The 19,458-nt window shown below is 67.9% G+C and carries 15 protein-coding genes; 7 read left to right on the forward strand and 8 right to left on the reverse strand.

Annotated elements, in window-relative coordinates; translation table 11 throughout:
* Positions 1 to 19: 19 nt before the first annotated feature.
* Positions 20 to 2,533, reverse strand: coding sequence for a PQQ-dependent sugar dehydrogenase (locus tag BS329_RS25275; RefSeq protein WP_143253195.1), 2,514 nt, complete (start codon positions 2,531 to 2,533; stop codon positions 20 to 22).
* A 285-nt stretch (positions 2,534 to 2,818) separates the two neighbouring features.
* Positions 2,819 to 3,256: a PPOX class F420-dependent oxidoreductase gene (locus BS329_RS25280; protein ID WP_076163731.1), complete on the reverse strand. Its 438-nt coding sequence runs from the start codon at positions 3,254 to 3,256 to the stop codon at positions 2,819 to 2,821.
* A 109-nt stretch (positions 3,257 to 3,365) separates the two neighbouring features.
* On the opposite strand from BS329_RS25280, the gene BS329_RS25285 reads away from it, so the two are divergent.
* Genes BS329_RS25285 through BS329_RS25305 form a run of 5 tightly spaced genes read left to right on the forward strand, consistent with a single transcriptional unit; the run spans position 3,366 to position 10,879 of the window.
* Complete coding sequence (locus BS329_RS25285; RefSeq protein WP_076163802.1) at positions 3,366 to 4,814, forward strand: hypothetical protein; 1,449 nt, start codon at positions 3,366 to 3,368, stop codon at positions 4,812 to 4,814.
* A 56-nt stretch (positions 4,815 to 4,870) separates the two neighbouring features.
* Complete coding sequence (locus BS329_RS25290) at positions 4,871 to 5,611, forward strand: hypothetical protein (protein ID WP_076163801.1); 741 nt, start codon at positions 4,871 to 4,873, stop codon at positions 5,609 to 5,611.
* A gap of 16 nt (positions 5,612 to 5,627) precedes the next feature.
* On the forward strand, positions 5,628 to 10,097 hold the full coding sequence (locus BS329_RS25295; protein WP_076163732.1) for a coiled-coil domain-containing protein: 4,470 nt from the start codon (positions 5,628 to 5,630) through the stop codon (positions 10,095 to 10,097).
* A 43-nt stretch (positions 10,098 to 10,140) separates the two neighbouring features.
* Positions 10,141 to 10,407 (forward strand): type II toxin-antitoxin system Phd/YefM family antitoxin, encoded by a 267-nt coding sequence (locus tag BS329_RS25300; protein ID WP_076163733.1) that lies wholly within the window; start codon positions 10,141 to 10,143, stop codon positions 10,405 to 10,407.
* On the forward strand, positions 10,397 to 10,879 hold the full coding sequence (locus BS329_RS25305) for a type II toxin-antitoxin system VapC family toxin (RefSeq protein WP_244197286.1): 483 nt from the start codon (positions 10,397 to 10,399) through the stop codon (positions 10,877 to 10,879). Before BS329_RS25300 ends, BS329_RS25305 begins: the two co-directional genes overlap by 11 nt.
* On the opposite strand, the gene BS329_RS25310 is transcribed toward BS329_RS25305, so the two are convergent.
* Entirely contained in the window at positions 10,794 to 11,732 is a 939-nt protein-coding gene (locus tag BS329_RS25310; RefSeq protein WP_076163734.1) for an AraC family transcriptional regulator, read from the reverse strand. The genes BS329_RS25305 and BS329_RS25310 overlap by 86 nt on opposite strands.
* Before the next feature lie 87 nt (positions 11,733 to 11,819).
* Between BS329_RS25310 and BS329_RS25315 the strand changes: the two genes are divergently transcribed.
* Positions 11,820 to 12,248, forward strand: a complete 429-nt coding sequence (locus BS329_RS25315) for a nitroreductase/quinone reductase family protein (protein ID WP_076163735.1) — start codon at positions 11,820 to 11,822, stop codon at positions 12,246 to 12,248.
* Between the two features lie 475 nt (positions 12,249 to 12,723).
* Here the strand turns inward: BS329_RS25315 and BS329_RS25320 are convergent, their stop codons facing one another.
* The 5 genes from BS329_RS25320 to BS329_RS43500 form a co-directional block, all read right to left on the reverse strand.
* A complete protein-coding gene (locus tag BS329_RS25320; RefSeq protein ID WP_076163736.1) occupies positions 12,724 to 13,326 on the reverse strand; it encodes an LppA family lipoprotein in 603 nt (200 codons plus the stop codon).
* Positions 13,327 to 13,337: 11 nt separating this feature from the next.
* Positions 13,338 to 15,089: an alpha/beta hydrolase gene (locus BS329_RS25325; RefSeq protein ID WP_076163737.1), complete on the reverse strand. Its 1,752-nt coding sequence runs from the start codon at positions 15,087 to 15,089 to the stop codon at positions 13,338 to 13,340.
* A complete protein-coding gene (locus tag BS329_RS25330) occupies positions 15,089 to 15,409 on the reverse strand; it encodes a DUF6317 family protein (RefSeq protein ID WP_076163738.1) in 321 nt (106 codons plus the stop codon). The genes BS329_RS25325 and BS329_RS25330 overlap by 1 nt, the downstream gene beginning before the upstream one ends.
* Positions 15,410 to 17,084: 1,675 nt before the next feature.
* Positions 17,085 to 17,831 carry a hypothetical protein gene (locus BS329_RS25335; RefSeq protein ID WP_076163739.1) on the reverse strand — a complete coding sequence of 249 codons (747 nt, stop codon included), beginning with the start codon at positions 17,829 to 17,831 and terminating at the stop codon, positions 17,085 to 17,087.
* Positions 17,832 to 17,922: 91 nt separating this feature from the next.
* Positions 17,923 to 18,093, reverse strand: a complete 171-nt coding sequence (locus BS329_RS43500) for a hypothetical protein (protein WP_158075832.1) — start codon at positions 18,091 to 18,093, stop codon at positions 17,923 to 17,925.
* Positions 18,094 to 18,248: 155 nt separating this feature from the next.
* On the opposite strand from BS329_RS43500, the gene BS329_RS25340 reads away from it, so the two are divergent.
* Positions 18,249 to 19,436: a winged helix DNA-binding domain-containing protein gene (locus BS329_RS25340; RefSeq protein WP_076163740.1), complete on the forward strand. Its 1,188-nt coding sequence runs from the start codon at positions 18,249 to 18,251 to the stop codon at positions 19,434 to 19,436.
* Positions 19,437 to 19,458: the final 22 nt, after the last annotated feature.

Genomic DNA, 19,458 nt, shown 5'->3' on the forward strand with positions numbered 1-19,458 from the left:
CCGGACACCCCAACCGTGCCTAGGACGCGGCGTTGGAGGTGCCGCGCAGTTTGACGTTGGCCGTCGAGGCGTTCTTGATCGCCGTCTCGATCTGCGCCATCGTCGAGGACGAGGACAAGCCCGGTACCTTCGCCGATTTCAGCGCATAGAGCGTGAACGTGTAGGGATGGCTGGAGCCGCCGGGACAGGGGCCGAAGTACTTCTGCGCGTTCGCCCCGCTACCCATGGCCTTTTGCTTGGCGCCGTTCTGATCCGGGACGGTGTAGCCCGCTCCCAGGCCCTCGGGCAGCGACACCGTGGACCCCGAGGACGCCGGGATGTCCCAGATCGCCCAGTGCAGTTTGTTGCCGTTGTTGGCCACGTCGGCGAAGACGACCGCGTACCCCTTGGCGCCAGTGGTCCCGGCACCCCACGCCAGCGGCGGGGAGGTGTCCTGGCCCGCGGTGCCGTCACCGGCGCAGGTGTACTTGCCAGGGATGGAGGCGTTGTCGGCGAACGCGGAACTGGCCAGCTTGAACGCTCCCGGCTGCGAGCCGCCGGGGAACTTCAACCGCACCACCACGTTGTCGATCCCACTCGGCGTGCCGCCGTTCTTGTCCGCGTTGGTCGAGGTGACCCACAGGCCGCCGTCCGGGGTCTTGGTGACCGAGCGGAGCCTGCCCCAGCGGCCGGAGAACAGTGACTGCACCGAACCGACGCCGTTGCCCGCCGCGTTGATCTGCGTGGCGAAAAGTTGCTGGCTGGTGACGCCCGCGACGTAGACCCAGTCGTTGACGATCTCGATCCCGCTGGGCCCACCGGAACTGGTCGGCCAGGTCTTCTTCGGCGCGACCGTGCCGCCGCAGCTGCCGTCGGTGCCTTCGCACTGCGGCCAGCCGAAGTTGCCGCCCTTCTGGATCAGGTTGAGCTCGTCCAGCTTGCCGTCGCCGAACTCCGACGCCCACAGCTGGCCGCGGGAATCCCACGCCAGGCCCTGCGGGTTGCGGTGCCCGAAGCTCCAGACGTACCGGGCGTTGCCGCCGGTGGAGGCGAACGGGTTGTCGCCCGGCGCCGAGCCGTCGGGATTGACCCGCAGGATCTTCCCGTTGAGCGAACCCTTGTTCTGCGCGGTGTCCTTGTTCTGCCCGTCGCCCGCCGTGACGTAGAGCTTGCCGTCCGGGCCGAAGCGGATCCTGCCGCCGTTGTGGTAACGGTTCTTCGCGATCCCGGTGAGCACCGGCGTCGACGTCGAGGACAATGTTCCGTTGTCATAGGTCATCTTCACGATCCGGTTGTCACCGGAAGCCGTGTGGTACAGGTAGATCGCGTGATCGGTGGCGTAGTTCGGCGAGATCGCGATGCCGAGCAGGCCGCCCTCGCCGTTGGTGCCCACAGCGCCGGGAACCTTGCCGACGGTGGTCTTCTGGCCCGACGGCGTGATCCGCAGGATCTCGAACCGGTCGCGTTCGGTCGCGAGCGCCGAGCCGTCCGGCAGGAAGTCGACGGACCAGGCGAGGTCGACCTTGGTGATGTCCTTGTCGTACTCGGGAATTCCGCCGCCCGCGGTGCCACTGGTCTTGGCGGTCACCGCGGCGCTGGCGCCGGAGGTGTTGCCGTCGAGGTCCCGCGCCTTGACTGTGAAGGTGTACGAGGTGTTCGCCGTCAGCCCGGTGATCGTGGCTTCGAGCGAAGGCGTCGTCGCGACCTTCGTGGTGCCCTGATAGACGTCGTAAGCCGCGATGGTGCCGCTGTCGTCGGTGGAAGCGTTCCACGCCAAGGAGACACTGTTCGCGGTCACCGACGTCGAACGCGGGTTCCCCGGCACCGTCGGCGGCGTGGTGTCCCCGCTGGCCGGCGTCGTGAACTGGACGACATTGCTTTGCTGCGAAGGGTTTCCGGCCGCGTCGAAGGCGCCGACCGAGATGTCGTAGGCCGTGTTCGGCGTCAGGTTGTCGACGGTCGCGGTGAGCGTGTTCCCGTCGACGGTCTTCAGGACGTTGCCGCCGCGCATGACCTCGTACCGGACCACGCCGACGTTGTCGGTCGCGGCTTCCCAGGTGAAGGTGGCCGAACGGGCCTTGACGTCCTTGGCGGCCAGGTTCTTCGGCGGGGTCGGCGCTTCGGCGTCGGCCACTCCGCTCGCGGTGAGCTTGTCCGCGTTGGGACCGCCGTTCGCGGTCGTCGAGGTGGTGCGGATCTTGTTGGCCCCGGCGGCCAGCGCGACGTCCTTGGTGACGGTCTTCCACGTGGTCCACGCGCCGGTCCCGGGGAAGGACAGCGTGCCGGCGGCGGTGCCGTTGACGCTCAGCGAGACCGGCCTGTCGACGGTGGTTCCGTTGGCGTAGCGGAAAGTCAGCGTCTTGGTTCCGGCCTGCGCGGCGTTCACCGTGTACTCGACATAGCTGCCGACGACGTTGTCGAAGTTCACGAACCCGGTGCCGGAGTAGCCAGCGTGGTTCTTTTCGACGGCGCCTTGGGAGATCGTCGCGGCTTCGGATTCGTGGTCGGTCGGTGCGGCACCGGCGGGCGGAGCCGGCAGGACGGCGAAGGTCATCGCCGTCGCGGCGGCACACGAGAGAAGCGCGCGCCACGGTGGTCGGGGTGCCACTGGAGCCTCCATGCGTGAAGTGGGGTCGGGAGGTGCAACGGCGGACCGGGCAGGACCCGGCGAGAGAAACGGGTTTAGTTAGGAAACTTTCCTATCTATGAGTCAAATCACACACCAACGACTGCTTGGTGTCAACACTTGACGCCCCGAAACGCGTTTCGTCCTCTAGTTGCGGTACTTGCACGCGCAAGTACCGCAACTAGAGGACGAAACGCGGAAGAAAGAGAGGCGTCAGCCGGCGATGTCGGCGCGTGCGATCACCTTCGTGATCCGCGCCCGCACCAAGGACTCCTCGGGCACGGCATTGCGCTTGCCGTAGGCCTCGGCCTGATCCTCGCCCATGTACCGGCCACCGAGCCTGGTCGCCCATTCGAGCATCTCGTCGCAGTCGTCGTGCAGTACCGCCTCGGCGGTGAACTGCACGTACGAGTACGGCGGCTTCTGGTCGTCGACGGCGAGCGAGAGCCGCCCGTCTCGGCGGATCGCCTTCCCCTTGAGCGTGTCCGTGCCGGTGGTGAAGATCAGCTCGTCGCCGTCCGCGCCCTCGTTCAGCAGGAACCACACCGGCGTCACGATCGGTGCCCCGTTGGCGCGGACCAGGCCGAGCATGCCCGTGCGGGTGCCCTCACTCGCGAACTGCCACCACTCGTCCCGGCTCATCTCACGCATGAACGAGACGCTACCGCCGCCCGGAGCCCCCGCCACCCCGGTCACCCGTGCGAGGTGCCGGGGGCGGCGACTAGCCTGGCCTGCTGTGCGAGACGACGAGCTGACCGGGATGGGGCTGGCCGACGAGGGGCTGACACGCCGCCTCAAGGCGCTGGCCTGCACCGCGCCCTTGCACGACCTCGACGCGCGCAAGGCGAAGCTGGACTGGGCGGACGCCACGATCTACCAGATGGCCGAGATCGCGCTGCACACGATCGACCAGGTCACCGTGTCGATGGACTTCGACACCGGCGCCGACCACGAACAGGTGATCGTGCGGTTGCTGCCGTTCGTCGCGCTCCAGGCCCCCGGCCGGACCCCGGACGAGCACGCCAAGGTGGCCCGCTGGGTGCTCGACAACCTGATCAACGTCGGCACCACCGACCGCGGGTTCCGCCGCGTCTACGGCTCCATCGGCCCCGGCGGCGGCTACCAGCGGCGGCAGTTCGACTTCAAACTGCTCGTGGAGCTGGCCGCGCCCGACGGCGAGGTCTACCTGCGCGCCACCGACGAGGCGATCAACGTCCTCGTCGGCGCGCTGGACACCGACGTCGAATCTGCCCAGATCGCGGCCGAGGTCAAACTGGAGAACCTGATCAATCGCGGCCGTCTCGCCGACGCGAAACTCGCCGCCGAACAGGCCCGCTACCGCACCGTCCAGTACGGCGAGACGTTGCGTGCCAAACTCGACGCCACCCGTCGCGACGTCCGCGCGGTCGACTGGGAGCGTGAGGTCCCGGACCTGCTGGACCAGGCGCTGTCCCATATCGAGTCCCGGTTCCGCGCCGAGAACGCGATCCTTAAGAACATCACCGCGTCGAGGGACGAGACCGAGGACCTCGACCGGAAACGCCGCGCCGCCGAACTGGTCGACATCGTCGGCGACTGCATCCGCCGCCACACCCGGTTGCAGTCGCGGCTGGCCGACGCCGGGGCGGTGTTCCGTGCCGAACAGGACCGCCAGCAGTTCTCCGGGCCGCCGCAGCGCGCCACGATCGACCTGTTCGGCCAGCTCTTGATGCCGACGCTGGGCCTGCCGATCGCCGACGCCGTCGCGCCGGCCGAGTCCTTCTTCCACGCCGGGGCCGGGATCTCCCCGCCGACCGTGCCGTCGCTGTCCTCGCTGGTGTCGCTGCTGCTGCGGCCGGCACCGGAACGCGACCAGCTCGTCGGCGAGATCCCCGAGCCCGAGCTGATGCCCGCCGACGTCACCGACAGGTTCGGCGACGAGCAGTGGCGCCTCGCCGACGACCTGCTCGATCTGCCCGAGGTGCCGCGACGGCTGTCCGGCCTGCTCGAAGAGGCCCGCCGGATCGACCCGGGGCTGCCCGCCCTGGTCGCGTTGCGCGCGGTGCACGCCTACAGTCCCGGGGTCGGCGCGGCGCTCCGGCTGGGAGAGCGCCAGGTACTGCTGGCCGTCGACGACGGCACTTTGCTCGAAGACCCGGAGTTCGGCGGAGCGGATCTGCTGCTCTCGTCGGCGTGGGTCGATCGCCACGACGAAGAGGAGGTCGCGTGACGACGGGGATTTCTCCAGGGGACGTCGAATCCGCGGCCCGGCTCGTCTCGTTCGGCATGCGCCCGAAGCAGCTGCCGTCGCGGGACGTCGTCTACGGCGACCTCGTCCGGCGCTACGGCGAGGACAGGGCGTTCAAACAGCTCACGCACGCCGTCGCGGCCGGGCTCGGGCTGATGGTGCTGGAGGTCAACCTCCAGGCCGGTGCCGTGCTGGCGGCGACCGACGAGTCCGTCTTCGAGATCAAGATGGACAGCTACGCGCGGCAGAGCAAGATCCGCGAGCGCCGTGAGACCGAGAAGGTCCTGCACGGGCTCATCCACCTGGCCACCGCCGCGCTCGGCTACCCGCGCCCGGACGACCTCGCCAACGACACCTACATCGGCCGCGTCAGCGTCGAGCAGGTGGACGCCATGGTGCGCGAGGCCTGCCGGATCCTCGACGAGCGCGCGGCGGCGGCCGAGTCGAACAACGATCCGCTGGCCGACGCGCCCGAGCTCGAACAAGCGTGGCGCGCCTACGCCCGTCGTCCGGCGGCGGCGGCGACCAAGGACGGCAGGCTGGCTTCGGACACCACCCGCGGCATGGTCGCGCGTGCGCTGCGCTTCCTCGCGGATCAAGGTTTCCTCGTGCAGGTCAGCGGAGAACAGGGCGGTACCTATCGCACGACGCCGCGCTATCAGGTGCAAGTGCGCGAACTCGCCGCCGACGCCGCCTTCGACGATCTGCTCGCGCTGAACGTGGTCTCGGTCGCCAACGGCGGCGGGACCCTGCGCGCGGCCGCGTCGGACACGCTCTAACAAGGGGACTTGAGAGATGTACGAGCTTTCGCGGGTTCGCCTGCACTCGGTGGGCCCGGCGGGCGCGCGGTACCAGGACGTCGTGCTGGACTTCAGCGGCGTGGGCGCGGCCATCACCGCGCCCCAACAGGACGCGCTGTTCAGCGCCGGGATCCACCTGGCAGGGGAGGGGCCGCCGCGGCGGCCGTCGCCGGCGAGTGTGCTGTTCCTGGAGAACGGCGGCGGCAAATCCGTCCTGATCAAGCTGATCTTCTCGGTCATGCTGCCCGGCCGCCGTCAGGTCGTCGGCACGACGAACACCAAGGTGCTGGAGAAGTTCGTCGCCGCCAAGGACGTTTCCCACGTCGCGCTGGAGTGGCTTCAGGTCGAGACCGGCCATCGGGTGATCACCGGCAAGGTGTCGGAATGGCGCGGGCACGTGGTGTCGGCGGATTCGGAGAATCTCGTCGACTCCTGGTACTGCTTCCGTCCCACGCCTTCGCTCGATCTGGACACGCTGCCGCTGACGTCGGACGGCAGGCTCCTGACGATGTCCGGCTTCCACGACCTGCTCGACAAGGTGCACGGCGGCGAGCCGGAGCTGGAGCTGTTCTGGACCCGGCGTCACCACGAATGGACGTCCCGGCTGGACGGTCTCGGCCTCGACACCGAACTCTTCCGGTACCAGCGCGCGATGAACGCCGGTGAGGGCGAGGCGGCGGACGCGTTCGCGTTCAGCACCGACGAGGCGTTCGTCGAGTTCCTGCTGCGCGCGGTGCTTTCGGAGGAGGAGCCGAAGGATCTCGCCGAGGTCGTCGCGACCTACGCGCACAACCTCGCCCAGCGCGGGGATCTGTTGTCGGAACGGGACTTCGTCGCGGGGGCGCTCGATCTGCTCACGCCCCTGGCGGAGGAGGAAGGCGTCGCCGCGGCGTCGCGGAAGCTCGCCGACGCGGCCCGTGCCGAGATGCGGACGCTGGCCGCTCAGGTCGCCGCGCGTGACAAACTCGAGAACGAACGGCTGGGCGGGCTCGCGCAGCACGTCGACGAGGTCAAGTCCGCGGAGAAGCTGGCCGAGGGCGACCATCGCCGTCTCACCGCCGGGGTCACCGAACTCCGGCGCCTGGTCGGGAAACTGCGGCTCGACGAGGCGCGGGAGAGCAAGAAACGGGTCGACGGCGAACTGGCCGAGGCCAAGACCGCCGCCGAGGCGTGGCGTGAATGCGCCACCGTGCTCAACCACCTCAACGCCGCCCGCAAGGCCCGCAATTTCCGGGAACTGGTGGGGAATCGCGAGCAGAAGGCGCAACCCGCGCTGCAGGCGCGCAACACCGCCGCGACCGCGCTCGCGCGAGGCCTGCTGGCGCTCGCGAAGAACGCCACCGATCAGGCCGCGAAGGCCGAGGCCCATGTCGGCGCTTTGCGTGCGGAGGCGGAGAAGGCCCAGTCCGAACGTGACGAGTCGGCGAATCTCGCGGCCTCGCGCCGGGCGGAGGCCCGAGGGCTGGGCGCCCGGATCGCCGAAATCCGGGAGGAGATCGCGGAAACCGTCCGGTCCGGCGCGCTCGAGGCCGGGGCCGACGTCGCCGAAGCCGCGCGTCTGACCAGGACGGAGGCCGAGACGACCGCCGCGGAACTCGTCCGCCGCGAACAGGAACTCGAACGGGTCGCCGAAGATCTGCGGGCCGCACAAGCGACCGTCAACGACGCGCACCGGCTCGCTGGGTCCACCAAGGACCGGCTGGAACGCGCGGCCGACGAACTCGACCGGGCCAACCGGCGCACCGACGCCCTCGCCGTCGAACCCCGGCTGGCCGACCTCCTCGGCGCCGACGACGTCGCGCTGGAGACGGATCTGCCGGTACTGCTGGAACGGCTGCGCGAGGCGGGTTCGACCGCCGAGAAGGAGCAGACGGCGTTGCGGATGGAGGAATCGGTCGACGAGCGCGCGCTGAACGCGCTCGGCTCCGGTGGTCTCCTGCCCGCGACCGAAGAGGTACAGGCCGCGCTGGACGCGCTGGAAGCCGCCGGGATGAACGCCTGGTCCGGCTGGCGCTACCTGTCCACTTTGGACAAGAAGCGGCGTGCGGCCGTGCTGGCTCGCGCGCCGCAGCTGGTCTCGGGAATCCTGCTCAACGAACCGGAGCAGGTCCGGCTCGCCGAGAAGGTACTGGCGGAGCGGCGGCTCCTGCCCACCACGATCATCCCGGTCGCCACGACCGAGGCCACCACGGCCGACCGCCTGCCGGGCGAGGTGGGCATCGAATTCCTCGTGCCGCCCAATCCGGCGATGTACGACGAGGAAGCGGCCGACGCCGAGCGCGAGGCGATCGCGCTCCGGCACGCGGAACGGCAGCGCCGGCTGGAGGCGCTGGCGACGTCGCTGGCCGACGACAGCGCGCTGTCGTGGAAACTCAAGACCTGGCGCGAGGACTACCCTCCCGGCAGTATCGCGACACTGGCCGAACAGTCGCAGAACGCCCGCACCGCGCACGAGACCGCGCGGACCGCGTTGGAACAGGCCGAAAAGGAGTTCCAGCGGCTCGGGGAGAAGGCGACCGGGCTGCGCGAGCGGGTCCCCGAGCTGCGGACGGCGTCGGCCGGGGCGGGGGAGCGGGCACGAGGGCTCGAAGCGCTGGCCACGCGGGCCGCGAAGATTCCCGAGTGGACGGACGACGCCGAACGCGCGACGGAGACCGCCGAACGGGCCGAGTCGACGGCATCCGAAGCCGCGGTGAAGGCTTCGAGGCTGCGCGAGCAGGCGGGTGAGGAACAACGCACCGCCGACGGGCACAGGCGCACGGCGACGACCGCGAAGTCGGAACTGGCCGAGGTCCCGGGATCGAGTGACGTCACCGAGGACGACGCCGTCCCGGCTGAACCGGTCGACGCGTTGCGGCGCACCTTCGCGTCCGCGTCCGAGGCGTATTCGAAGGTCGAGGTCGGCAGCGATCTGCGGGCCGAACTCGACCAGGCGGAAAGCGTCGAGGCGTCCGCGCGGGCGGCCGTCGAGGCGCTGGACGACGCCGTCCGCGAGCGGGCCTCGGCGTTGCTGGAGACGCCGGACGGTTCCGACGCCTCCGCGCGGGCCGCCGCGCAGGCGCGGGCGAACCGGGCGGTCGTGGTGCTGGAGGAGGAACGCACCGAGATCGTCGGGCTCGTCGCGACCCGCAAGGCGGAACTGAGCCAGCTTCCGGAACAGCCGTCAGCACTCGCCGCGATCTCGTCCGACGCGCGGCCGCAGGACATCGAGCACGGCTTGGCGCTCATCGACGACGCCAGCCTCGAAGTGTCCGCCGCCGCGCGGAAATGGGAGGAACTGCAGGAGCGCCGAGCCGCGGCCGAGGCGACGTTGGAGTCCGCGAAGACGTCCGCGTCCGGTTTCGGCCTGCTGGCCGAGTCCATGGCACATCTCTTGTCCAAAGAGGACGGCGAGGTGGCGTTCGACGGCGACGTCGAATCGGCCCGTACCAAGCACTCCCGGCTCAACACCGCGCTCACCGAGGCGCAGGACGCCGCCGACGCGGGCGACCGCCGGGTGCGGGCCGCGGCGGACCAGCTCGCGCAGTACGCCACGGACAAGCGGTTCGAAAAGCTCAGCACGCCGGTGCGGCAGCAGGTGATCTCGGTCCGCCGAGATCAGCTGCCCGCGCACGCCGCGGAATGGGCCGAGGCGCTGCGGCCGCGGTTGCGCACGCTCACCGACGACCTCGCGCAGATCGACCGGCACCGTGGCGGCATCATCACCCGGCTGCAGGGCATGGTCGACGGTGCTCTGCGTACTCTTCGCGCGGCACAACGGGTTTCGCGGCTGCCCGACGGACTCGGCGACTGGTCGGGCCAGGAGTTCCTGCGGATCCGCTTCACCGAACTCGAGGAGAACGTGCTCGCCGAGAAACTGGGCGAGGTCGTAGACGAGGCCGCGGTGGGCAAGACCTCCGACGGCCGGGACGTCAAGCGGGACGGACTCTCGCTCGTGCTGCGTGGCGTGCAGGCCGCCGCTCCCAAGGGGTTCCGGGTCGACATTCTGAAGCCGGACTCCGTGCTGCGGACCGAACGGCAGCGAGTCTCCGAGATCCGGGACGTGTTCTCCGGCGGGCAGCAGCTGACCGCGGCGATCATCCTGTACTGCACGCTCGCCGCGTTGCGGGCGAACAACCGCGGCAAGGCACGCGACCGGCACTCCGGCGTGCTGTTCCTCGACAACCCGATCGGCCGCGCGTCGGCGGGTTACCTGCTGGAGTTGCAGCGTGCGGTCGCGGAGGCGCTGGGTGTCCAGCTGATCTACACCACAGGTCTGTTCGACGCCGGCGCGCTGAGTGAGTTCCCGCTGATCGTGCGGCTGCGCAACGACGCTGATCTGCGGGCGGGCCGCAAATACCTGTCCGTCGACGCCACGATCCGGAACGCGACCGACGACCTCGGGGAGCCGGACGGCGTCGCGCGACTCTCCGCCACGCGGCTGTTCACGCGGCCGTCGGAGGAACCGGAGGAAGAGACCGCTTGAGCTCTCGGTGCCACCAGGTGCCACCAGGTGCTATCATCTGGCCATGAGCGTTCAGCATGAGATTTCCCAGCGTGATCTCCGGAACCGCTCCGGCGAGATCATGGACGCGGTCGAGCATGGTGAGACCTTCACCGTGACCCGCAGCGGCTCGCCCATCGCCCAGTTGGTCCCGCTGTGCCGACGGCACGCCGTGTCCCGGGACCAGTTCGCCGCCGTCTCGGCGAACGCTCCGCTCATCGACCCGGACAGGTTCTGCGCGGACCTCGACGACGCCTTCGCGGGGGAGGCTGACGATCCTTATGGCCGCTGAGGTACACGGCCTGCTCGACACGAACATCCTCATTCTCCGGCGGGCGATCGATCACGCCCAGCTGCCGGATCTGATGTCGATCAGCACGATCACGCTCGCCGAGCTTTCGGCCGGTCCGCATTACGCCACCGACCCCGCCGAACGGGCCCGGCGCACGGAGCTGCTGCAACGGGTGGAGTCCGAGTTCGACCCGTTACCGTTCGGCACGGAGGCGGCGCGGATCTTCGGCCGAGTGTCGGCGTCTGTGCTCGCGATGGGCAGGACACCCCGGCGGCGGGTGGCCGATCTGATGATCGCCAGTGTGGCCATCGCGCACCGGATGCCGCTGTACACCACCAACCCGCAGGATTTCGAAGGCCTGAAAGAGCTTCTCGACGTCGTCCCGGTCACTCGGCCGGGACAGGCCGTGACCGGGTCGAGGTCCGGTACTGCCCAGGCGCCTGCTGGCGTGCGCGCCGGAAAGCCCGGCTGAACGCGTAGACCGACGTGTAGCCGACCGAGTGAGCGATGGCGTCCACCGTGTCGGCGGTGTCGCGGAGCCGGACCGCGGCCAGGTCCATCCGCCACTGGGTGAGGTAGTCGCCAGGAGTCCGTCCGGTCGTTTCGCGGAAGCGGCGGGTCAGCGTGCTGCGTGAGGTCGACAGTTCCGCCGCGAGCAGGTCGGTGGTCCACGGTTTCGCCGGATCCTCGTGGATCTTGACCAGGGCAACGCTGATCAGCGGGTCGCCGAGGACGCCGAGCCAGGTTCCCCGCGTCTCGGCCGGTTTCTCCGTCCGCCACACGCGGAGCAGCTGGACCAGGAGGATGTCGACGAGCCGGTTGAGGACGAACTCGGTCGCGATCTGCGGACGGGCCAGTTCCCGCGACAGCAGCCGGACGGTGTCGTCCAGCCCGCCGCCGTCGTGGTTCGCGCGGATGTGCACCAGTTCCGGCAGGGTGGCCAGCACCTGGATGGACACCGCCGGGTCGTAGTCGTAGGACGCGCCGAGGATGTGGGTCTGCACCTCCCCGGAGCCGAGGCGCAGCACCCCGCCGCACTTCCGTGCTCGCTCCGCCGCCGTGCACAGCTGGGGAATGATCGGGGCGCCCGGGGCGCTGCGCAGGGTGTGTTCCGGTCCGTTCGGCAGCAGGACGACGTCGCCGGGCATGAGCTGCCGCGGTGGGTGACCCGCCACGTCCAGCCAAGCCGTGCCGCAGGTGACGGCGTAGAAGGCCGCGCCCGCGATGCCGTGCCAGAGGATCCCCCACGGCCCGGACGCCTCGATCCTGGCCCCGGCGGCGCCTCGGACGCCACCCACGGCGAGAGTTTCGGCCAACAAATCCATATCGCCGACAATAGTGCGACAGATGGATATGTTCATAGGGTTTTCGGGCATCGATACGAGCACGGCACGCCCCATACGATCGAGGTCATGGCAGACACGATCGACTTCGACTTCGACAAGATCAACCGCGGCGTGATCACCGAATTCCGGGAGACCGGTGGCAAGGCCGGCGGCATGTTCGAGGGCTTTCCGCTGGTGCTCGTGCACCACACCGGGGCCAAGTCCGGCACCGAACGGATCGCGCCGCTGGTCCCGCTCCTGGAGGGCGACCGGATCTACATCTTCGCCAGCAAGGGCGGCACTGATGAGAACCCGGCCTGGTACCACAACCTGGTGGCCCATCCGGACACCAAGGTCGAACTTGGCACCGAAATCTTCCCGGTCCGCGCGCGGGTGCTCACCGGCTCCGAACGCGATGACGTCTACGCCCGGCAGTCCGCCATCCAGCCGCAGTTCGCCGAGTACCAGCGCAAGACCAGCCGGGTCATCCCGGTGATCGAGCTGGAGCGGATCTAGCTGCGCCAGGGCGCGGGACGTCTCAGCGGCGGTGGCGGGGCGCGGATCGTGAGTGGCGATTCGGGTCAGGCCAAGACTGTCTCGGGTACCTACTCTCGTGCGGTTCGCGTGATGGAATGGACGACACGCGTGTCCAGTCGGACGGCTCGCGGCGGGAGTGGCTGGGTCGGTGTGTCGTCCGTCGGATCACGCGTGTCGTCCCCGCGGTCACGCGAAAGCCCCGATTCGGCCTGAGTGGTGCGTGGCGATTCGGGTCAGCGCGAAAGGCGTCCAGGTATCTACTGGCTTCCGGGCCTCGCGACACCCCTGGATGGCGGCCGCGCTCAACGCCTGAGTCCCGCTTCTGCCGGGTGGGTCGCGAGTGGTGAAGGCGGTCAGAGCTGACCCTGTTTGAGTTACCTACTCGCGACCTGCGGATTTTGTTCTCCTGCCCTGCTGGCCGGGGCAAACAAGGGCAGGAGAACCATGTGCGGTCTTACTTGCCCGGCTCGGTGCTGCGGGGTGTACCACGGCGGTGGGCCTCGGCGGTGAGGTGACAGCTAGTGGTGATGGCCATGACGAAGGCTTTGTCTGCCCCGACAGAGAGCTCGGCTCCGTCCTTGTCGGTGAGGCTGAACTGATAGTTGCCTGGCTTGTCAGAGCTGAGGGTCACAGTGGTGAAGCCGTACGGCGCGGCGGTCTCGGTGATGATCGTTTTTGCTTTCGTCCACTGCTCCGGCGTAGGCGCTATCGCTGAGACCCAGCTGGCCGGGTGTACTTCCTGCCCGTCATAGGGATGGATGTTCGGGAAGCTTCGCGCGCAGCCGCCTACGCTGTCGCCCCGGCCGCTGTCCTTCCATGGAGGTGTCGGGAGTTCTCTGGTGAGGGCGTCGCGGATTTTGCTCCGCATCTCGTTGTGACGGGTGAGTGCTTGATCGATGTCGGGGCGTTGCAGGAGTGTCGCGAACTGCTGTTGTTGGGTGGGCATGGTGTCCTTGCCGGGGCCGGATGCGTCGGGGTCGCTGCATGCTGCTGCGGAGAGTGCGATCAGGCCGATTGTGCAGACGGCCGCGATCAGGGCGTGTGGTCGGTGGGTCACGTGTTTGAGCCTTAACCTCGAGCGGGGATTGCCAGTTCGGCGTGTCCGGACACGACGGCGGCGATGTTGTACTTGCTGGTGCTGTCGGTGCCGTCGGGCATGGTTTTGGTGTATTCGCTGTGTCCAGTTGATCCGGCGAGTGGTCGGCCGTCTGGTGTGACTGCCGCACCGGTCTGCAGCTGGTTCATTCCCGCCATGTCGCTGGGGTCTGTTCCGTAGCGGCCACTGCTGAGTGAGCCGATGTCGGCGACGGCGTCGCCGTCGGCTTCGAGGTTGTAGGCGTGGCCTTCGGCCAGTTGCATCCGACGGATCTCGGCCTCGCCGAGCGGTTGGCCTGCCGGGGTGTCGGAGATGCCGGGTGAGCCGAAGAACACGGCGTCGTCCACACCGGTGTGGCTGTTGAGGGCGATACCGGAAGTCAGTGAGCCGTAGGAGTGCCCAAGCGCGGTCAGGTGCGGGTCCACGGGGCGAGAGGCATTGATGCCCTGATCGAACCGGGCGAGCTTTTCCGCACCGTCACGGGCAGCGCTGCCATCAATGATGTCGGGAATATCGGCTGGGTTGCTCGTGGTCGGCGGTTCATATCCGAGCCACGTCACCGTGGCCACCTGACTGCTGTCGCCCTTGCTGTCCAAGATGTCTTCTGCGGTATCGCGCACCTTACGCATGTCTTCGACGTAGCCGTCCAGGTTGGTGCCGACCGACGAGTTCATTCCGGGGGTGAAGACCGCGACGTGCTCGGCGGTGTCGACATTGCCGTTGGCTACGGCGGCTTTGAGCCGGTCCCCGGTCAGGTCGAGCGACAGTAGCTGCCGATCGGGATTCGGCTTGCCGTCAGGCCCTTTCACCAGGCCGTCCACCTTGCCGAGAGCGGCCAACCGTTCGTCCAGCTTCTCAAGCTTCTCCAGGTACTTGTGAACGCTGGGCACATCCCTGTTGAGGTCGGGAGGTGCTGTCTTCATCAGCTGGGTGCGCTCGTCTTGCAATGCCTGAAGCTCATGTTCGAGCGAGGCGATATTCGCACTGCTGCGTGCCCACGCCGCCACCCCGTCACGATTGCCTATCATCTCGGGGTGGTCCTTGACCAGACGTAGTCGCTGGTTCTGCGACAGAGCCGCCCACCATGCGGCGTTCGCCGATGCGCTCGCGTCGACCGGTGGGGGTGAGAGAATGGACAGTGACCCCATGGCGGCGCCGGAGTTACCGGCGGTGGCGAGCGAGGTGTTCTCGTTGTCATTCCCCGTGGCGTCGATGGTGTGCCCGGCAAGAATGCGGTCGAGCACCGCACAGAAATCGTCATCGATATCGACGGCTTGACGGAGAACCTGTTCGACCCGATCGCGAAGTTCGGCAGCGATCGCCCGCCGTTCGGCGGCGACCGCTTCTTTCTGGTCCTCGGGGGTGTCCGGTGGCGGACCATTGTCATTGACCGCGCCGTCACCACCGATGGCGAAATGGTGTGTGCGGGCGAGACCCTCGGCCTCGGTGACGGCGTTCCGCATACCGGTGATCGCGTCGCCGACGTCTCCAGAACTGCGGCGCAAGGAGGCGACCTCGGCGGCGTATTCCTCCAGGCCGTCGATGATCTGATTGACCTCAGCGGCGGCCACGCTGGCGGCGTCGCCGTGCCAGCCGTAAGGCGTGTTGATGTCACGTAGGTCGTCGGAGCAAGCGACGACTTTGTTGTAGGCGGCGTTGATCGCGGCGACCGCGTCTCTCAGCGGTGCGGGATCCCAGCGGGTGACCTCGTCCCAGGTGACCATCAGACCGCCTTCACCCCGCCGGTGGGCTGCGGCGCTGTGCTGAGGTCGCTGGCGGCGGCCGCGTCCTGGGTCCTGTAGCGGTCGGCCGCCGTGGCCATGGACGCGCCGTGTGTGTCCAGCCTGGTCCCGAAAGACCGCTCGCGGTCTTGCAGAGCCTGTTTCACCTCGGCCAGCTTGCCTACCGCACGGGCACCCGGAATGCCCGCGTCACCGCCGGGCACAGTGGCCGAACCGGCCGCACCCCGCAACCCGTCGGCGACCCGCCCGGCGGCCTTCCCCGACTGTCTGATCCCGTCGATGACCACCTGATATCCCGACATACGCCCTCCCTCGTAGTCTACCGGTCACTCACAGACAACTTACGGGATCAGCAACCGGCCGTTCAACGGCGGCAGGGCACCGGGAGGACATGATTTCCGCAGGTCGGGGGCGACTACCCAGGCAGAGCTGAGTAGATCTACTCACCCCCGCCAGGTTCACGGGGACGCTCGGAGGCACCGTGTGGCGGCTCGGGCCGCATCCGGCCTGCGAGGTCTTCCAGTCTGGAGGCCAGGGCAGCCGTCGCCTCCGGCGGAACGGTGCCGTTGCCGATCGCTGCCCGTAGCGTCGCTGCGGCCTCCGCGAGCGAAACGCCAGCCTCGGCCAGTCGCCCACGCGCGGCGGCCACCGTCACAGTATCCCGTTGCTCGTCTGTCATGAAACAACACCACTTCGTCGGTAATGACCTCGTCAGAATGCTGAGAATCCCCATAAATCACGATTTGTGACTCATTGCTGTTGTCGGCAACGACCAGAATCCGAAGCGTATAGCCAAGGAAGCGCGCATACATTTGAAGCTCACCGACGTTACCGGCATATGCAGGGTTGTTCTCCCATCGCCAGACAGTCGACGGGTGCACATCCAACTCGATTCCCACGCCGTTCAAAGGCCACTTTCGAGATTCCTGATCCTAGACAGTTGATGCTGAACCCGGACAACCTCTTGCATCGCTTCCCTGTCATCATTCGTATCAGTCAACGGTATAGCACCACACGTTTTCATGCATGGGGTTCCATTCTGGTTCATTTATGGATTTGCGAATAAGAAATTGCGACATGGGTTAATCTTGTGTTCGCGGTGTGGCACGGCTGCATTTTCGGGCGAGACGGCGCCATCCGGCCGGTGCGCGATGACGCGTCGGCCGCTGCCGATGTCGAACGGTGCGCACACCTGACCAGGCCCGCACGAATGCGCGGCAGTCCTCGCAGGGGCGGCCGTTCGGCACGAGCATTGGCGCCGCCAGCACCACGTGACCGCACAAGGCCACATACCCTCCACGGGAGTCTTCCTTGCGCGCACGGAAGAATTCCTCGTCTGTGACCGCATGGTCCAGCCCGCCGTACTGGCTGCGATGCCAGCAGATATACAGCCCACCATGCCGCCCCGGCCGCGCTCCATGGATCACGGCCGCCACCCCGCGTCCCATGCCCGCAGCATTCGTGCTGCTTCCGCCCAGTAGGCTTCGGTCATCTCCGTGATCGTCGTGCCATGATGGCGGTTTTCGAGGTCGATTTCACCGGCACGGCGACGGCCCCGATTATCGAATCGGGATCTGTCAGACCGCTATGTCAACGCTTTTCGCTGCCGCACTGGGCATCCGACTCCCTGTTATCCTCGTTCTCCCCGCCGATGGCCGGAGGTGTTCCACCTTCATGCGCAGTCACATGATCAGTTTCGAGCCGGACAAGATTCGAAACTTGCCACGGTGGCAAACACTCGAATAGGCTACAAGTTCGAGTTAGACGCGCAGCCCTGACCGGCACGCCATGCCGCGAAGCTTGCGGCCAACAGCATCCTGTTTGGTGCCCTTGGCGACCAGTTCGGCGAGGATCGAGCGCATAAACGGGTGCCGGTGAATACGGGCAGGCGAGATTTTCTCCGCCCGGCGGAGCATCAGCACAGCTTCGTCACGGCGTTTCGGGAATCTGGCGAGAGCGCGCCCGTACTCGCGATAATTAGGCCGACCGCCGCGTTGGCGTGGGTAGCGCAGTCGGGTCGACCGTCTCAGCGATCTTTATGGCGTCCGCGTGTTCTCCGGCTTCCAGCGCCACCGACATGCGCCACACGCCTACGTGAACCGCCAGATCAGCCGCATGGTCAAGCGCGGCTACACGCTGCGCGTTGTCCTTCTGCGCAGCGGACACGAGCGAGGACGTGAGGCTGAGCATCCCGGACAGCTGCATGCCCGCCGACGTCGCAGTACCAGGCGCGGCCACCACGCCGTCATGCTCGATCAGACCAGCACTGATCGGCCTCAGCAGCACCTCCCCGACCTGACGCGGCAGCCACGTCTTACCCATGATCGTGAGCAGCCCCGCCGCGTTCCACTCATCCGCGATGGTGGACTGAAACACCCCCGCCAACACCGCATCCGTGGCGTCCCTCAACGCCTTGCGTTCCCGCTCCACCAACTCCGCCGGAACCGGCTTACGGGTGTCCTTCCCGTCCTCGTCCACCCACTCCTCACGCGGCACGGTCCGGTCCAGACCCCCGAACCCGAACCGGCGCCCCTGGTGATGCGGGATACCGCGCTTGCGCAGCACCTCGAACCGGCGGGAGATCCGCTGAGACGCCTCATCGGAGTTGCGCTGATTGTGCGCCACCTCCTGCCGTAACTGGTACCGATCGTTGTAGTCGGTGAGGTCATAGCGGCCGTGTGAGGACGCCACCGTGTACGAGGCATAGCCCGTGCTCTCGATCACTTTGAACAGGTCTCAAGGTCCTGTGACTGCCGCCAACCCCGGTCGGTGTTCCACAACACCACCCCATCCGACGCCCGCGCCGCGACCCGTTTCATGATCCGTCCCAGCCTGGACGATGCACCTTCGGGTTCCACGCGGACAGCTTCGGGTCCGAGATCTTCTCATCCAGCACGCCGCCCAACCGGTCGATCACATCCCGGTTGTCGGCGTGCTGGGTCTCGCACTTCTCCAGCTTCCCCGCCTGATTCCGCGACAGGCGCATACGAGTTCAACACCGGCTGACGCCCGCCCTGACCTGCACTAACCTGATGACTGAATGCCATGTGATCCACAGTAGGTACATAAGACAGGTTCAGCTAGAACACGAATCGCCACTCACGGCCGGGGATTGTCGGGGTCCGGTGGTAGGAACGAGCCGTGACCCCCAAGATCGACGTCCGCCAGCGCCGTGCCCGGCTCGCCGTGCGCCATCACCTCGCCACGCCCGCGGCGTCGGTGCACGCCGTGGCGGACGCGGTCGTCGCGCTGCACGCCACCGACCCGTCGACGGTTCATCTCTCGACGTGGGCTCGGATCAAAGGTGACGGGGTCACGGAACTAGAGAACGCGCTCTACGAGGAGCGCGCGCTGATCCGGCTGCTCGGCATGCGCCGCACGGTCTTCGTGGCCGGGCGCGAGAACGCGGCCCTCGTCCAGGCGGCGTGCTCGGCGGACATCGCCAAGAAGCAGCGACGCCTGCTCGAACAGCACCTCGGCAGGCAGGGTCACCCGGAGAACGTGCCCGACCCGGAACGCTGGCTGGCCGAGGTCGAAGACGCGACCGAGCGCGCCCTGAAGGCCCGTGGTTCCGCGACGGCGCAACAGCTCGCGGAGGACGAGCCCCGGCTGAAGCAGCAACTCATCATGGCGGCGGGGAAACCGTACGAGGCCATCGCCAACGTCAACAGCCGGGTCCTGTTCCAGCTCGCGGTCGACGGGCGCATCGTGCGCGGGCGCCCGCGCGGGAGCTGGATCAGCAGCCAGCACTACTGGGCCCCGATGGCCGACTGGCTGCCACAGGGCCTCACCGAGTGGGACGCCGACGAGGCCAGAGCCGAACTCGCCCGTAAGTGGCTCTACGCCTACGGCCCGGCACCGATCGCGGACCTGCGATGGTGGACGGGCTGGACGGCCGGGCAGACGAAGAAGGCGCTCGCTGCCGTTCAGCCGATCGAGGTCGACCTCGACGGTGTTCCCGGGGTGGTGCTCGCCGACGACTTGGAGCCGGTCGCCGAGCCCGAGCTCTGGGTCGCGTTGCTCCCGTCGCTCGACCCGACGTCGATGGGGTGGATCGAGCGGGACTGGTATCTCGGCCCGCACCGGGCGCCGCTGTTCGACGGCACCGGCAACATCGGGCCCACCGTCTGGGCCGGTGGCCGGATCGTCGGCGGCTGGGCACAGCGTGCGGACGGCGAGGTCGTCCACCACTTCCTGGAGGACGTCGGCGCGGACGTGGAACGGGCTGTCGAGGTGGAGGCGAACCACCTGGCCGGGTGGTTCGGAGAAGTGCGAGTCACGCCACGAATGCGGACACCGCTGGAGCGACGGCTAGCACAACGAAGCTGAGAGTTTTCCGCAGACTTCCTGG

Source organism: Amycolatopsis coloradensis, from assembly GCF_001953865.1.
Lineage (GTDB): Bacteria > Actinomycetota > Actinomycetes > Mycobacteriales > Pseudonocardiaceae > Amycolatopsis > Amycolatopsis coloradensis.

Excerpts from the sequence above, each read along its gene's own strand:
- BS329_RS25280 (WP_076163731.1), bottom strand. The coding sequence starts at position 3,256 with ATGCGTGAGATGAGCCGGGACGAGTGGTGGCAGTTCGCGAGTGAGGGC.
- BS329_RS25330 (WP_076163738.1), bottom strand. The coding sequence starts at position 15,409 with ATGTCGGGATATCAGGTGGTCATCGACGGGATCAGACAGTCGGGGAAG.
- BS329_RS25315 (WP_076163735.1), top strand. The coding sequence starts at position 11,820 with ATGGCAGACACGATCGACTTCGACTTCGACAAGATCAACCGCGGCGTG.
- BS329_RS25305 (WP_244197286.1), top strand. The coding sequence starts at position 10,397 with ATGGCCGCTGAGGTACACGGCCTGCTCGACACGAACATCCTCATTCTC.
- BS329_RS25290 (WP_076163801.1), top strand. The coding sequence starts at position 4,871 with ATGCGCCCGAAGCAGCTGCCGTCGCGGGACGTCGTCTACGGCGACCTC.
- BS329_RS25325 (WP_076163737.1), bottom strand. The coding sequence starts at position 15,089 with ATGGTCACCTGGGACGAGGTCACCCGCTGGGATCCCGCACCGCTGAGA.
- BS329_RS25275 (WP_143253195.1), bottom strand. The coding sequence starts at position 2,533 with ATGACCTTCGCCGTCCTGCCGGCTCCGCCCGCCGGTGCCGCACCGACC.
- BS329_RS43500 (WP_158075832.1), bottom strand. The coding sequence starts at position 18,093 with ATGCGCCTGTCGCGGAATCAGGCGGGGAAGCTGGAGAAGTGCGAGACC.
- BS329_RS25285 (WP_076163802.1), top strand. The coding sequence starts at position 3,366 with ATGGGGCTGGCCGACGAGGGGCTGACACGCCGCCTCAAGGCGCTGGCC.
- BS329_RS25295 (WP_076163732.1), top strand. The coding sequence starts at position 5,628 with ATGTACGAGCTTTCGCGGGTTCGCCTGCACTCGGTGGGCCCGGCGGGC.
- BS329_RS25310 (WP_076163734.1), bottom strand. The coding sequence starts at position 11,732 with ATGGATTTGTTGGCCGAAACTCTCGCCGTGGGTGGCGTCCGAGGCGCC.
- BS329_RS25300 (WP_076163733.1), top strand. The coding sequence starts at position 10,141 with ATGAGCGTTCAGCATGAGATTTCCCAGCGTGATCTCCGGAACCGCTCC.